Raw genomic sequence first — 16,479 nt, 5'->3', positions numbered from 1 at the left:
GCTTATTACTTTATAAGCGCTCTTTCTATTTTTGATTAGATTGAATTAAGAAATATTGCCTTCAACCCAATTTAATGCTTTATTGAAATCAGCCTTTTTATAACCACGAAATTCACCTGGAACAATATAGCTAAATCCGTTTGTAAAGGAGATAATTTCTTCTGTATCGGTAACAATTGCAGCTCTATTCCATTTTCCTAAATGCTTAAGTCCCAAAAGTCCATCTTCTAGCCATGCTCCTGGTGTAAAATTTTTAATGTCTGTATCTAAGACCAATAAAAAATTAATTTCATTGACTTGTTTTACCAAATGCTCAACCGCTGGAGTTACTGTAGTCAAAAAATCTTCTTTTGTTACTTCTGCCAATGCTCTAAAGGCAACAATATTATCTGTGGTATCAATTTGATGTATCATGATTTTTATTCTTTTTGAGTTATTTTATACTGTTCATTTTTAAACATTTTAAGAATGTTCAACACATACTCAAATATACTCATTATCAATCAGATAACACTTACATTTAACTATTCGTTTATTATATTTTTTTAAGGTGCTAAGGTTCTGAGTTGATAAGTTGCTGAGATACTGAGATGCTGAGATACTGAGATGCTGAGATACTGAGATGCTGAGATTTATATACTTTACGTTCTATGCACTGCAGTGCATTTCTACAACTATAATTACTACAAACCATGATTATCGTATAATTTGATTACCAAAGATCTTCCGTAGAGACGCACTGCTGTGCGTCTAACGTTTTGTGAAATAATGTAAGGAAATCTAATCGGAAATACTTTGCGTTAGATGCACTGCAGTGCATCTCTACAATTCTGTTATCTTATAAACCTAGATTATCGTATAATTTAATTACCAAAGATTTTCCGTGGAGACGCACTGCTGTGTGTCTAACGATTTATGAAATCATACAGAAAATCAAATCGGAAATACTTTGTGTTAGATGCACTGCTGTGCATCTCTACGATTCTGTGATAAATATAAACCTAGATTATCGTATAATTTAATTACCAAAGATTTTCCGTAGAGACGCACTGCAGTGCGTCTAACAATTTGTGAAATCATACAGAAAATCAAATCGGAAAGACTTTGCGTTAGATGCACTGCAGTGCATCTCTACAGTTCTGTACGGAATATCATTATCTAAAAAGCCTTTGCAACTTTGCAACTATAAACCTTAGAATCTTAGCATCTTAGAACCTTAGCATCTTTAAAAGAAAAAGCCTGCTTTTTTGAAGCAGGCTTTTTGAAAAAAAAATAAAAAATAAACTAACACACAAACTTAATTGTATCCTTGATTTTGTTTGAATTCCTTAGTCACATCGATAGTAGACTGTGGAATTGGAAAAACTCTTCTGTATGGTTCTGAAGCTGGTTTTGCGGTTCCTGGAAGATCAAATTTCCCGAAACGGATCATTTGTGGTCTTCTGTATAATTCCCAGTATAATTCGAAACCAATTTCGTTATATAAAACAGTCTGATCGATTGCAGTCAAAGCTTTTCCTGGTGTGCTTCCGTATAGAGATTCTCTTTTTCTGCTCGTACGTAATTTGTTCAAATCTTCCATAGCTTGAGCTGTATTCCCTTTTCTGAAATAAGCCTCAGCTCTCATCGTGTAAATTCCTCCTAAACGGAATAAAGGAATATCAACATTACTGTTTCCGTTTCCTCCTTCTGGATCGAATTCATATTTGAAAATACGTGCTCCCTGATTGATCTCGTTCTGAGCAAAAACTGCCTGAGCCGGATTTTTGAAAGTCAAAGAAGGTGTAAAATCCATTCTTGTAGTTGTGCTTTTTTCCATGTATAACGGAGAAACTTTAATACGTCCGTTAACCATTTCTAAAGAACCAGACGACAATAAAATTGGTCCGTACTGAGGTCCAAATTCAATTCCTCTATTGAAGTGGAACCAAGGTAAATTAGCACTTTTCGGAACGATATCTGTTGCTGGAACGCTTACATCTGTACCATCATTTTTAAACCAAGTTCCGTCAGCATATTGGTATTTCTGTTGAAATCTCGGATCATCGTGATTTCCATTCCATGTCGCAAAAAACTCAGGAGTTGTGCAAGCCGCGTTTGTTCCTCTATTGGCTGCAGAAGTTCTCTGGTTACGCTCCATACATACATAAGCAAAACTGTTAGAACCGTTTCTGATGTAATCTATCTTCTGAGAAATAGCAAAAATTAACTCTTTTCCTTTATCATTGTCTCTTGCGAAGTTTTTGAAATAATCGCTTTCTAAAGAATATTTACCAGAATCAATCAGCAATGAAGTATAATAAATTACACGATCCATATCTGTTCCTGTACCGGTTGCCGCAGCTTCAGTAAAATTAAAGCTTGAAGATGCATTGAAACGATCTTTAAAAACCGCACGATTCAAATACATAGTTGCTAAGAATCCATAAGCTGCTTCTCTTGTAAATCTTCCGTGATGTGTTTGCTGCGTTCCCATTTCTGCTAAATCTGGCAGAAGAGCTTCAACGTCTTTTATCAATTGATCGATTTGCGTATCGGCTTTTAAAATCTGTAAAGGCGCATTTGGGTTCATCGGATCTCTGTAAGGCGCTTGTCCGTACAAATCTAATGTGGTGTACAAATAATACGCTAAAAGTCCTTTAGCTTCCGCTAAAAACAATTTCTTCTCCGGAATTGAACTTTCTTCAACTGATTGAATTGCAGTTAACGAACGCGTAATTCCGTTTGTCAATTTGTTCCAGTTATCCACTACAACAGCATTATCAGATTTCCATGTAAACTCATGCATATCTCTCCATTTTCCACCATCTCCCCAGTCACTTCCTCGAGTTGGCAAAATTGCTTCGTCTGTCGTGTATTCCTGCAAAGAAAAAATTCCTCCATGATCTACGAACGTTCCGTCTCCTAAACGGTCGTAAGCAGCCGCAAGAGCTCCAGCAGGGTTTGAAGCATCTTCTCCTAAAACCTCGTCTAAAACAACTTCGTCAAGGTTGGTACAGCTTGCAAAAAGCCATATAAAAGAAAATAGCGCTAATGTTTTTATATTAAAAATTGTATTTGTCTTCATAATAATTATAGTTTTAAAGTTGCTCCAAAACTGAATGTTCTAGAAGTTGGATAACTTGCATAATCGATACCAATAGATTGATTTCCTCCATTTGATTTTGGACTGTTGATTAATGGATCGTAACCTGTATAATTTGTAATCGTAATTAAGTTCTGACCTGTAATGTAAAGCGTTAATCCGTTGATCCAGTTTAATCCTTTCAAATCGAAGTTGTAACCAATACGAGCTGTGTTTAATCTAATAAAATCTGATTTTTCTAAGAAAAGCGTTGACAAGATTGGTGAGTTTGCAGCATTTGCCCCAGACTCATAATAACCTGTTGCCACGTTACGATCTGATGCTAAGTTGTTTATGTTTAATGCATTTAAACCTGTATTATTTAATAAATAACCACCTGTTTGTCCGATGATAGAGAACGAAAACGTAAAGTTTTTGTATCTCATATCACTATTAAATCCGTAGTAGAAAGTTGGAAGCGCGCCTTCAATAATAATTCTATCGCTGTTATCAATTTTGCCATCTCCATTCTGATCTTTAAAAATGTTTCCTCCATTTGCATCAAAACCAATGTGTTCCAATAAATAGAAAGATCCAGCTGCATAACCGCTTTTGTAAATATTTGCATTTACTCCAGATTGTCCAGGTCCTGAAATTGTTCCTGTTAAGATTTCTGAAACTGGAAGATCTTCAATCTTGTTATTTAATGTTGCTCCGTTCATGTCAATATTCCAAGAAAAGTTCTTAGTATCTACTATTTTTGAACCCAACATAAACTCGATACCTTTATTGATAATTTTACCGTCAATATTGGTCCAGATTGTAGTGGTTGGACTCAAAGCTTGAGAAGGAACATTCAAAATAGCATCTGTAGTTGTTTTATTGAAATAATCTAACGTTCCGTACAATTTGTCGTTCCATAAATTGAAATCTAAACCTACGTTAAATTGCGTCACAACCTCCCATTTCAAATCAGGATTTGGTGTTCTGTTTACCGAAACTCCATTTACTAGATTTAAATCATCGTATAAATAATATCCATCAGCTCCAGACAATGAATAACTTGCCTGCGTAATTTTATTTTCAACTTCTTGGTTTCCTGTCTGTCCCCAGCTTGCTCTAAGTTTTAAATTGTTTAATGTTGAAGATTCTTTTAAGAAACTTTCGTTAGCAATGTTCCATCCTAAAGCAAATGATGGGAAATAACCGTATTTGTTGTTTTTACCAAAACGAGTAGATCCATCACCTCTCATAGAAGCTGTTAGAAGATATCTGTTATCAAAACCATAATTTAATCTTCCAAAATAAGACTGCAATTCATTTTCCTGCGCATAACCTGTTGTTCCAGATTGAGTACCTTTGAAACCTGGATTTATTGAAGGAGGAACGCCTTCACCTTGGTTTGAAATTCCGTCGATACTAAAACTTGTTCCTGATCTTTCAAATTTCTGATATGAAAAACCTCCTAAAGCTTCAATTTTATGTTTATCCAAATTTAAATTGTAAGTCAGATAATGCTCTACCAAAGAGTTTTTAGAATCTAAATTATTCTGAACATATTTCCCTTTCGGATTCAAATCTGTTAAGTTTGGAAAAATAGTAGTATTTCTCTCTGACATCGAACGATCTATACCAAGGTTCAATTTGTACTCTAATCCGTTAACGATTCTAAAAGAAGTTTCAAAGTTTCCTAAAACTCTTAAAGTACGAGTCTGATCGGTATAAATGCTTAACAAATACGCTGGATTGTAATGCGCATTCATATTAAAATTGGTATAATTTCCATTTGCATCAAAAACCGATCTAGTTGGGTTTGCCATTAAGGTATGTACCAGCAATTGTCCATTAGAACCACCGTCATCACTTGTAGGAACACCATCGTCTTTGGTTTCACTAGCCGTAAGATTAAATTTTAATTTTAAACGTTTATTGTCTAGAAATGACTCAGCAGCATTAATTCTTCCTGTCAAACGCTTAAAATTGCTGTTTCTAATAATACCCTCTTGATCCAATTGCGCCACAGAAGCATAATAATTTCCTGATTCTGTTTGTTTAGAAAATGCTAGCGAATTACTTTTTGTAATAGCTTCTCTAAAAATTACATCTTGCCAATCTGTATTACCACCATGGTCAAAAGCTTTATCTTTAATTGCATTTCTATATTGACCTGCACTCAAAACATCCAATTTATTTGCTACAGTAGAAATCCCTAAAGACGAATCAAAAGTTAGAGTTCCATCTCCTTTTGCTCCTTTTTTAGTCGTTACCAAAACAACTCCGTTAGATCCTCTTGCTCCATAAATTGCAGAAGCAGATGCATCTTTCAAAACTGTAATCGATTCGATATCACTATTATTTAAAAAGTTTAAAGGGTTTTTAGCTTGCGAACTACCAAAACCAACATTCGTTCCAGATGGGCTCACATCGTCATTAGACAATGGAATTCCGTCAACGACAAACAAAGGCGTACTTCCGCTTCTAATAGATCCAACACCTCTAATGGTTACATTTACTCCCGCTCCTGGCTCACCGCTCGTACTAACCACACGAACACCCGCAACTTTTCCTTGAATTAAATTATCTGGCGAAATGCTTACTCCTTGTTTAAAGTTTGCCGCTTCCAATTGCGTAACTGCTCCCGTAACGTCTTTTTTAGATTGTTTTCCGTAACCAACAACCAAAACCTCATTTAATTCTGCAGTAGCTGGCTCTAACTGAATTGTCATAAAACCACTCTGCGCAGGAACCGTTTTAGATTTGTATCCTACATACGAAATATCGATTGTTTTTCCTTCTCCTACAGTAAGCTCAAAAACACCGTCAAAATCCGTCACTGTTGAGTTTGAAGTGCTCGTTTCTATTACAGATGCTCCAGGAATAGGCAATTTATTTTCATCAACGACTTTTCCTTTTATTTTAATTCTCTCAATTGCTTTGGTATTTACTGCTTTTGGCTCAGCTGTTTTTTGAATTAAAATTAATTTACCATTAATGTTATAATTGAAATTGGCTTTTTTAGAAAGATCATTCAAAATCGCAGTTATCGACTCTGTATTATAATTTACTGTATAAGCTGTATTATCAGCAATTATGGCTTGTCCGTAACTGAATTTGTAGTCGGTCTGCTTTGTTAATTTTGAAAAAATAGAGACAAGAGTCGCTTTTTCTATTTTATTTGCTATTTTTGACTCTTTTAATAAAGTTTTACTATAACCGCTCTGAAAGGCAAGTAAAGCTAGAACTAAAAAGACAAAACTCTTTAGATTTAAATAAGAAGGTTTAAAATACATGATTTAAGTAATTGTTTTTACGATGCTTAATTTATTAATGGCAGTTGTTCCCGCAACTGCTTTTTTGTTTTTAATCCACTTTTACTATTTCGCCATAGACTTTGAATTTTAGGTTTGTGATATAATTTATTTGTTCCAAAACATTTTCTAATGTCGCGTCCTTCTTAATGAATACCGTTAACGGCATTGCTAATACGTGTTTATTGTTATACTCAAATGAAACTCCGTATTTATATTGTAAAATGGTGATTACTTGTTTTAAAGTAGTTTGATCTAAAGTAACATCTTCATTATACCAATTCACCAAAAATGCTTTATCGGCTAATTGTTTGGTTAATTTTTGACCTTCAAACAAAGCTTCCTGATTCGGCACTAAATCAACGCTCTGCCCTTTTCCAGACACATTTACTTTTCCAGTTACTACAATCACTTTACAGTTTAATTTTGATAATTGAATGTGAAATGAAGTTCCTACAACTCTGGTTTGTATTTCGCCAGAATGAATAATAAATGGATGCTTTTTGTCTTTGGCAACTTCAAAAAACGCATTTCCTTTTACTAAAGAAACCGTTCTTTGATCGCCTTCAAATTTTTCAGGATACTGAAATGATGAGTTTGCTGCCAGATAAATTTTCGAACCGTCACTTAATTGGATAGATTTGGGAATCGATGACGTTTTAAATGTGATTTGTTTTTGGTTTAAAACATTTGGTCTCAAGAAAAATCCTAAACCAAGCAGAAAAAGAATGCTGGCAGCAGCTATATATTTTAAATAAGGACGGAAAGATTTCTTCTTTCCAATTCTTAACTGAATTTCATCGTACATGTTTTGAGATTCGATTTCTGGGTTTCCCATAAAATCATTATCCCACTTTGATTTTTGATATTCGCTGAAAGCAAAATCATGTAATAAATTTTCTTCTGCCGATGAAGTTTTTCCTCGCGAACTTTTATCCAGCAAATACTCTAAACTATGTTTGATTCTTTTTATCATAAATACTTATTGTTATGAATAAGTACCAGAATCTCGAAATCGTACTATTGCCAAATATTATGAAAACGTCAAGCGAAAGTTATTTTAAAATTTTTGATTGAAAATAATAAATGGAGCTAGCCAAGCCAAGTCTTTTAAGCCTTCGCGAAGTTGTTTTACTGCAGATGAAATCTGATTTTTTACGGTTTGTTTCGAAATTCCAAGTTCTTCTGCAATCTGATCGATTGTCATGTCTTGAAATTTATACATCAGCAAAACTTCTTTTCTTTTCTCCGGAAGTTTGTCTAATAAAGCATAAAGCAGATCCATCACTTCTGGATCAATTGTCGAAAAATTGTCGATAATGTAGTCTTCGAACTTTTCTTCTAAAATCGTCTTATCAAAACGATTGTTCTGATAATGTTTAAAGACTTGATTTTTTACAGCGCGAAACAAAAAAGGTTCAATCGCCTGAATATTCAACTCTTCTTTTCTTTCCCATAAATCCACAAAAACATCCTGAACGATGTTCTGCGCCAAGTCTTTATCCTGAGTCATCGTATAAGAAAACGCGTTAAGCTTTTTCCAATATTGATTATACGTTTGTTCAAAAATTTCAGGATTGTTCATATTATAATTACAGGCTTTTTAATATCGTAAAATAATAAAATGAAAAGCCAATGCTTTTTGCGTCAAGGTTATCTTTAAATTAATAAATAAACACGTTTGTTGTATTAATACTACTTTTTCAAGACAGAAATAGGAATGTCTTTGCGATTTCTTTTTTTTAATCTAACATAAAAACCAATAGCGACTTTTAACTTAGTCCCTTTCAAAAAATGCAATTTTCTTTTGATGCGTCCCCAGTCAACAGTATCAATTACATTTTAGAATTATGAAACCATTTTTGCTCACTTTATTATTAGCAGGAGCTTTAAGCGCCCAGACCCAAAACGACAATCTGAAAATAAACCAGATTCAGGTTATCGGATCGCATAACAGCTACCGTCATGCAATCGAAACTGATTTATACAATACGATTCAAGCACGAGATACTTCTCGTTCGCTTAAAGGCTTGCAATACACTCACATCAGTATTACAGATCAATTAAACAAAGGTCTGCGCAATCTGGAAATCGATATTTTTGCTGACGCGAAAGGCGGAAAATATACTCATCCGAAAGGTTTAGATATTGCAAAATCTGAAGAAGCCTACGATCCAGATGGATTAATGAAAAAACCAGGTTTTAAGGTTTTCCACATGCCGGATATCGATTTTAGAACTTCTTGCTACACTTTTGAAATCTGTCTTCAGGAATTGAAAAAGTGGTCAGATGCCAATCCAAATCATATTCCAGTTTTTATCACTTTAGAACCAAAAGACGGCGATGCTAATTTCTTCGGAACAAAACCAGAAGATTTCACTGCATCCGTTTTTGATGAAATGGATAAAGTAATTCGAAAAGAATTAGGAAAAGACAAATTGATTACGCCAGATATGGTGCGAGGAAAATATAAAACACTCGAAGAAGCCGTTTTGCATGACAACTGGCCAACTTTAAAAGAAGCAAAAGGACGATTTTTATTCTTATTAGATAATAACGGCGCAAAAAGAGATTTGTACGCATTGAATCATCCGTCCCTTAAGGGACGCGCCGTTTTCATTAACGCCGAACCCGGAAAACCAGAAGCCGCAGCTTTATTCAGAAATAATTCTGAAGATCCACAGATTGAAGATTTAGTAAAAAAGGGATACTTAATAAGAACAAGAGCAGATTCTGACACCAAAGAAGCGCGTGCCAACGATTATTCGCATTTTGAAGCAGCTAAAAAATCAGGCGCACAAATCATCACAACCGATTATTATCTTCCAAGCACTTTCTTTAATTCACCGTACCAAATTAAATACGATGATGGAAGTTATGTTAGAAATAATCCTGTTACTGGAAAATAGTTTTTTTTTTGTTTCAGGTTTCAAGTTTCAAGTTATTTCTGGAACGGGAAACCTGAAAATTGAAATAATAATAATTTTAACCGCAAAGAGCGCAAAGAGTTACGCAAAGTTCGAAGATTTTTATTTAAGGTTATGTTTATAAACGCAAAGTTCGCAAAGCTTTATGTATGTAGTTTGTAAATATAGCCCGCGGTTTCAACCGCGGGAACGCTCAGAGAGACGATATACCTTGTGTCCCCGCGGTTTCAACCGCGGGAAAGCTCAGGGAGAAAACATGCATGATGCTCGTTTAGAAATGTAGACAGGGCGATGATATACATTGTGCTCCTGCGGTTGAAACCGCAGGCTATGTTTGATAATTATTCTTTTTAAAAACATAAAATCCACGAAGCTTTGCGACCTTATTTATTTTATAAATCATACTCAAAAACCTTTGCGAACTTTGCATAAATCTTAGCGCTCTTTGCGGTTAAAAAAAACAATACCTATGAATTCAAAATTTATAATATTATACATAATCTCGCTGATAGTTTTTTACAATAACGTAGCATCAGCACAAAAAGTAAAAAACCTCAACGGAACGCAAATCGCATTTTTATCAGATGTACATCTACAGGATCTATTCGGAAGATTTTCAGATTCAGATTATAAAGGCGTTATAAATCCGAAAACGGGAGAATATATTTTGGTGCGAACGATGTCATCTCAGCTGCATTCTACTCGAATATTCAATGAAAATTATTTTGCCTTTATAGCAGCTTTAGAAGATATCGCTAAGCGAAAAATCAAATACGTCGCACTTCCTGGAGATTATACCGATGACGGACAGCCAATTCACGTTCGCGGATTAGCCAAAATATTAGAACAATACACCAAAAAGTACGGAGTAGAATTCTTCATCACCACAGGAAATCATGATCCGGTTGGGCCATTTGCTCAAGAATCAGGAAAAGAAGATTTCTTAGGAAATAATGGTAAAAGTCAGCCCATTTTTAGCAAAGACGGCCTTTATAAGCCCAATTTAAACACCGAACAGCCCGTAGTTGTTACCGCCGATATTGCTAAAATGGGTTATTTAGGAATTACAGATCAGCTTCAGAATTTTGGTTTTCATCCGAATAAAAAATACAAATTCTGGGCAACTCCATTTTCTACTTATTCAAGCAAGAATTATACATTCGAAAAGGCTTTAGAAAGTGCGAAATTGGAGAATCGCGTGTATGAAGTAGCCACAGGTTACGAAGTTCCAGATGTTAGTTATGTAGTAGAACCAATCGATGGACTTTGGCTAATGGCAATTGACGGAAATGTTTATATTCCAAAGAAAAATGCTTCCGCGGAAAAAGATTCTAAGAATTACAGCGAAGCCAGCACAGGTTACAATAATGTGCTTTCGAACAAAAGACATCTTATAAAATGGGTTGAAACTATTTCGGCGGAAGCCAAAAAACAAGGAAAAACTTTAATCGCTTTCAGTCATTTTCCAATGATTGATTTTAATGATGATGCTTCCGCAGAAATAAAAGAATTGCTTGGTCCAAACAAATGGCAATTAAACCGTGTTCCTGTCGAAGAAGTAGCACAAGTTTTTGCAGATGCAGGGCTTAAAATTCATTTTGGAGGTCATATGCATATCAACGATACGGGAGTTAGAACTTCAGCAAAAGGAAATACTTTGGTTAATATTCAGACGCCATCGCTTGCGGCTTATATTCCCGCTTACAAATTATTGACTTTCAAAAAAGATAATCTCGTAGATATTCAAACCATTACTATTGACAATGTTCCGCGATACAATGAACTTTTTGATTTATACAAAATGGAATATCAGTTTTTGGAAAGTCAGAACACGCAAGACATTTGGAATATTGATATTTTAAAAACGAAAAACTATCATGATTTTACCGATTTTCATTTAAAAGAATTAGTTCGCCTTCGATTCTTAAAAGACGATTGGCCTTCTGCTTTCAAAGATTTTATATTGAATGTTTCTGCAAAAGATTTATTGGTTTTAGCCAACATGCAATCGGATAAAGATTTTGATTTTATTCTAAAAAATAAAGAACAGTTTCAAAAGGAATTGAAAGAAGCTGAAGCTAAATCGGAAAAAATCCTAACTCAGAATAATCTCAAAAAAGAAAACTTTAATTGGACGGGTTATGATCTTCTAGTTGATTTTTATCGTTTTAGAAGTGCAGATGAATTGGCTTTGGCTGATGTTGGAATTCAAAGAGCAAAAGAATATAAAGTTTTGTCTGATTTATTTTTAGAAGGTTCCAAAGCCGATCTTTCAAAAGATACTCCGCTCCAAAAACAGATGAAGTTATTCCTAATCATCTTCAATAAATTCATGCACGAAGTTCCAGCAGATCATTTTACAGTTGATTTGAAAAATGGCGTGATTAAGAGTTTGAAGTGATTCTCTTTTTTAACCGCAAAGCACGCAAAGTTTTTTATCTCTGCAAACCTATTAAAAACGCAAAGTTCGCAAAGCTAAACCTAAAGCTTTGCGAACTTTTTTATTTTATAAAATTTAGTCTTAAAAAACTTTGCGCTCTTTGCGTAAACCTTAGCGCTCTTTGCGGTTAAATTTAAACTCTCATTATAAAAAAAGGCCGTCCAAATAGACAGCCCTTTTCATCACATTAAAACCTAAAATTTAATGCATCTAAAACCATTATGGCAAATGGGTTAGGATTATTTTTTAATAAAACGTCTTACCGTTTTTATTCCGTTTTTCTCTACCGAAATAAGATAAATTCCTGTTCTTAAAGTCGAAACATCAATGCTGTTATTATTTACTGTTTGAGAAAAAACAGTCGCACCGCCTTCTGTATTGATTACATTTACATTTCCGCCAGAAACCTCTGTGCTGAAGAAAAGCTGACTTTCAGTCGGATTCGGATAAATTTCTAAACTCGCAATTGATTGTTCTGAACTTGCAGGAGCAGATTTAGCCGTTGAACCTGATTTTGTAATTCTAAACCAGTTTATATTAAAACCTGTGTTCTGAACATATATCCCGAAATTGTACGTTCCAGCATTTACATTTACAGTTTGAGTAATCGTCTGCCAGTTTTGCCATCCTCCTGTATTTGGCACATTTATAGCACCAAGCTGAATAGTTCCTGCATTTAAATCAGATGATAATCTTCCGCCTGTAACTGCACTTGCCACTCGATATTCTATTTGATAAGAACCAGAAGTTGAAAAATTAATATTGTAATAAGCCATCCAGTCGCCTGTGTCGCAATATCCAACATTTAATCCACCACCTGTATCGGTTGTTGCTTCGGTTTGAACACCGCTCATGGTATTATAATTTTCAGCCTGAATTGTAGTTCCAGTTACTGGAGGATTACTTCCTGTAATAACCTGATTAACGGCTGTCAGTAAAGATTTAGATCCTGTTGCATCTTGAGACAATTCCCAAATCATAACTCCGCCTGCGTTTTGAATCGCAAAAGTCGTTTTTTGTTTGATAGTTGGAATTCCGTTATAATAAATCGTATTTCCAACTTGATCTAGATTCTCCGCTCCTGGATATTGCGCTACGATATTAGCATAAGAAATTCCCTGATTTGCCGAAGCACCAAAACCATAGCCATAAAACGGAAGTCCGATGATAGCTTTACTTGCAGGCAAGCCTCTTCCTGTCCAATAATTAAACTGGTTTACCGCCATACTGTATGGGGAATGCTGTCCCGGATTATTGGGTGCCCAAGGCCCTGTTGCATCATAAGCCATGATATTGATCCAGTCGTAAGCTGCAAAAGTAGATGAAGGTACATTGGCACCACCATATCCTTCTGAAAGTGCTGCTGAAATCAATTTGCCATTGGCATGCAATTTATTAGCCAAAGCAATCACAAATCCGCCGTAATCTCCATTAATTGCTGGACCTTCTAGATCTACGTCTACTCCATCAAAATTATGAGCCACGACATAATCATAAATCTTCTGAATGAAAGCCGTTCTGTTGGCTGGCGTAATTAAATTGAAATAATTATCACGAATTGGTCCGCCTTCAGAAACAGAACCACCTCCAAGCGATACAAAAACTTTTACGTTTTGAGCATGTGCCGCGTTAATGATGGCATTACTTCCTGAATTAAAACTTAAATATCCGTTGGCATCAGGATTTTCAAAAGCAATATTAATATGCGTTAATTTACTGTACTGAATTGTACTTGAAAAAGCATTCAAATCAATCCAATTCGGAATGTAAGCTATCACTTTTTTCTGGGCTGTCGCTAAATTAAAAGCGACTAAGACTAAAATAATCATGCATTTCTGCAGCATTCTTTTGTAATTGTTTTTCATAATAATTGTTTTAATAGATTAATAAACTCGTAAACATGGGACGGTTATTTGAGTTGTATATTTTTTTTATTTTAGATTTCAGACTTTAGATTTTAGATTTGATTTGCAATCTAATTTCGTAGAACTAACACTACTACATTATTGTTTAAAATCTAAAGCCTGAAATCACTTTTTAAAACTATTTTTTTATGAATCTCTTGATCGTTTGTTTGCCATCTTTCTCAAAAACTATAAAATAGATTCCTTTTCTTAGATGCGAAACATCAAAACTATTGTTGTTGATTTTTTGAGATGCTACAGTAGATCCTGTTTGCGAATCAACTATTTTTACACTTCCTCCAGAAAGATCTGTTGTTACATATAACGTATTTTCAACTGGACTTGGATAAACATTTAAAACAGTTTCAGCTGGTTCTTCAACAGTTTCGACTGAAGCCATTCTTGCTGCTCCTCCTGCTACTTTTGTAATTTTAATCCAGTTGATATTCATTCCTGTATTCTGAATGTAGATTCCGAAATTATATGTTCCTGCATTTACATTTACAGTCTGAGAAACGGTTTGCCAATTTTGCCAACCTCCCGTATTCGGAATATCAACATTTCCTAAAACGACAGCTCCAGCATTCAAATCAGAAGATAATCTTCCGCCCGTAACACCGCTTGCTACTCGATATTCAATTAAATAAGAACCAGTTGTTGGGAAATTAATATTGTTATACGCCAGCCAGTCCCCTGTTTCTGTATAACCAACGTTTGAACCTCCACCTGTATCTGTAGTCGCTTCAACTTGAATACCGCTCATTGCTGAGTAATCTTCTGCTTGAATCAATACTGAAGTCTGTGAACTTGTTGCTGGAACTAACTTCCATTGTCCGCAAGTCTGGTTATTATTATCCCATTGCTGTACAATTGCTCCAGAAGCTGTACTTGCTCCTGCTACCTCAACAATTCTTCCGCTATGACGGGCAACAATTTTATAATAGCCATCGCCTGTTGCAACCAAAATAAACTGCTGATTTGTTGTAGCATTGTATGGATACTGCTCTACTCTTGCGCCATTTGCTTTGTTGAAGTTATTAATGTCCATTGACATTCCGCTGTGGTTCGCAATGATTTTATACATTCCATCACCTAAATGCGTGAAAGTAAATTTCTGATTGTTTCCAGAATTCAAAGCACCTTGATTGATTCCTGCTCCGTTTGACATACTCGAATTCCAAACATCCATATACAAACCGCTGTTTCTGTTTTGAAGAAAGAAAGTTTGATTGCCTAAAGTTGTCGTTCCGTTTGCAATAATTCTGATTGAACTTACTTTATCATTCCAAGTGGTATTCAAACAAGAATTATCAGAATTGATTACAGTTGAAGCTCCGCCGAAATTATCATCTTGATATAAAATCGCCTGATACCCCTGAGTAATTTTAAGCGAAGAAATATCATCGTTTAAAACGCCTAAAGAATTTAAACGAGCCAGATTATAATCTCCAATTGTTAATCCGCCAGAAAAACCTGTGTAGTTACAATCTTTATAAACAGTGATTACATCTGTTGTAGCTAGAACTGAAGGCGTAGTAAGTCCATAATAACCTCCAAATGTTGCTATAACTTTTGTTGGTTGTGGCGAATGAAGTGATGGCGACTGATCGGCAACATCATCATAAGCAAATCCGTAAGCCAAATTATCAATATTAATTCCTGGTAAATGCCAGAATTTAGAATAATGATTGGTTGGATTTACTTGATAATATTTCGATGCATCGTACCAATTTTGCTGTCCCGGATTTGCTGTTGTAGTATTTACCACATGTCGGTTGATCGCTGCTGTTAACTGAGCCTGAATTACTAAGTCTAAATCTCCATCAACTAATCTTCTGTCCAAAACACCTTTTCCTTCAAGTGCTTCTTGCGTTGTTGGTCGGTTTTGAACACGCCCTGTTCTTCCGACAAAAGCACCAGATTGTCCCACCATTTCTAGTTGTTCTCCAATAACTCTTCCTTTAAAAACTCCCGCATCTCCTGCGTAAAAGATCAAATCTTCATTTTTGTATTTATTCCAAATCGCATCGATATATGATTTTAAATAATTTGCGTATGGCCCTGATCCTTCGGCGTAAGCTGCAGTTTTAGACGGCGCTGTAATTTCTCCCGTTGCATCGTTAACACAGCCTTGAAATTCTGCTGGAACATTCGCTTTAAAAGCCGCAACAATATCAGCATGTTTTTTCAAGTCTCCCACTTTCTTTTGATATCCGTTGGCACCAAACAATTCCAATCCCATTGGATATTTGTATGAATCAACTCTTGTTGGATTTCCGAAGAAACCATATTGATTGTTAGTCAATTCAATCATTTCATACAAAATTCCCTGATTTGGATCTGTTGCGTTCTGCGGATTTGGCGATGCATATCCCGACGGTGCTCCGCTTGCTCCAAAAAAATAAAAGTACAATTGTGAACCTTTTGAAATAAAAACTCGACACCCAGCAATTAATGGCAAAGTGAAGGTTTTGTTTGGAATTTCGCTCAGTTTTGTAAAACATGCCGCATATTTAGAATTTTGTCCTGGCCCAGTATTTCCACCATAAGTGGGTCCTGTAACCGTATTGTAAGATGCATTCATTGGTAAAACCTGACTTGTTTTGGCATTGACCCAAACGTGGTTTCCTGTGGTATAATCGATTCCTACAATCGCAACATATAAATCGCTGTCTGCAAACGTCGAATTATTACTAATTGTAAATGGTACAGGCCCTTGAGCATGCATTAGGCTTGAAAACACTAAAAAAAGCGTCATCAAAAAAGAAAATCTTTGAAGTCTAATTTTATTCATATCTAAATAATTTTGGGGTTACATAATAATTAGATTCTAAAA

At 35.2% G+C, this 16,479-nt stretch carries 9 protein-coding genes; 2 read left to right on the top strand and 7 right to left on the bottom strand.

Features of this window, described 5'->3' with window-relative positions; genetic code table 11:
- Positions 1 to 45: 45 nt before the first annotated feature.
- From AC3Y25_RS15785 to AC3Y25_RS15765, 5 genes are all read right to left on the bottom strand, one after another.
- A complete protein-coding gene (locus AC3Y25_RS15785; protein ID WP_095930732.1) occupies positions 46 to 414 on the bottom strand; it encodes a SpoIIAA family protein in 369 nt (122 codons plus the stop codon).
- A gap of 883 nt (positions 415 to 1,297) precedes the next feature.
- Entirely contained in the window at positions 1,298 to 3,067 is a 1,770-nt protein-coding gene (locus AC3Y25_RS15780; protein WP_489903386.1) for a RagB/SusD family nutrient uptake outer membrane protein, read from the bottom strand.
- A gap of 5 nt (positions 3,068 to 3,072) precedes the next feature.
- A complete protein-coding gene (locus AC3Y25_RS15775; RefSeq protein WP_489903385.1) occupies positions 3,073 to 6,354 on the bottom strand; it encodes a SusC/RagA family TonB-linked outer membrane protein in 3,282 nt (1,093 codons plus the stop codon).
- A 70-nt stretch (positions 6,355 to 6,424) separates the two neighbouring features.
- Positions 6,425 to 7,348 carry a FecR family protein gene (locus AC3Y25_RS15770; RefSeq protein WP_489903384.1) on the bottom strand — a complete coding sequence of 308 codons (924 nt, stop codon included), beginning with the start codon at positions 7,346 to 7,348 and terminating at the stop codon, positions 6,425 to 6,427.
- 84 nt (positions 7,349 to 7,432) lie between these two features.
- Entirely contained in the window at positions 7,433 to 7,957 is a 525-nt protein-coding gene (locus tag AC3Y25_RS15765; protein ID WP_250836398.1) for an RNA polymerase sigma-70 factor, read from the bottom strand.
- Positions 7,958 to 8,222: 265 nt separating this feature from the next.
- On the opposite strand from AC3Y25_RS15765, the gene AC3Y25_RS15760 reads away from it, so the two are divergent.
- The gene (locus tag AC3Y25_RS15760) at positions 8,223 to 9,281 is read left to right on the top strand and encodes a phosphatidylinositol-specific phospholipase C1-like protein (protein ID WP_489903383.1); all 1,059 of its coding nucleotides are present in this window, start codon (positions 8,223 to 8,225) and stop codon (positions 9,279 to 9,281) included.
- A 487-nt stretch (positions 9,282 to 9,768) separates the two neighbouring features.
- Positions 9,769 to 11,700 (top strand): metallophosphoesterase, encoded by a 1,932-nt coding sequence (locus tag AC3Y25_RS15755; RefSeq protein WP_489903382.1) that lies wholly within the window; start codon positions 9,769 to 9,771, stop codon positions 11,698 to 11,700.
- A gap of 278 nt (positions 11,701 to 11,978) precedes the next feature.
- Here AC3Y25_RS15755 and AC3Y25_RS15750 read toward each other — a convergent pair whose 3' ends face one another.
- On the bottom strand, positions 11,979 to 13,604 hold the full coding sequence (locus tag AC3Y25_RS15750; RefSeq protein ID WP_489903381.1) for a glycosyl hydrolase family 18 protein: 1,626 nt from the start codon (positions 13,602 to 13,604) through the stop codon (positions 11,979 to 11,981).
- A gap of 178 nt (positions 13,605 to 13,782) precedes the next feature.
- The gene (locus AC3Y25_RS15745; RefSeq protein WP_489903380.1) at positions 13,783 to 16,437 is read right to left on the bottom strand and encodes a beta-1,3-glucanase family protein; all 2,655 of its coding nucleotides are present in this window, start codon (positions 16,435 to 16,437) and stop codon (positions 13,783 to 13,785) included.
- Positions 16,438 to 16,479: the final 42 nt, after the last annotated feature.

The sequence above is a fragment of the Flavobacterium sp. LK-23 genome, from assembly GCF_058135255.1.
The sequence above is the reverse complement of the archived record's forward strand: the minus strand, read 5'-3'. Positions and strand labels throughout refer to the sequence as shown.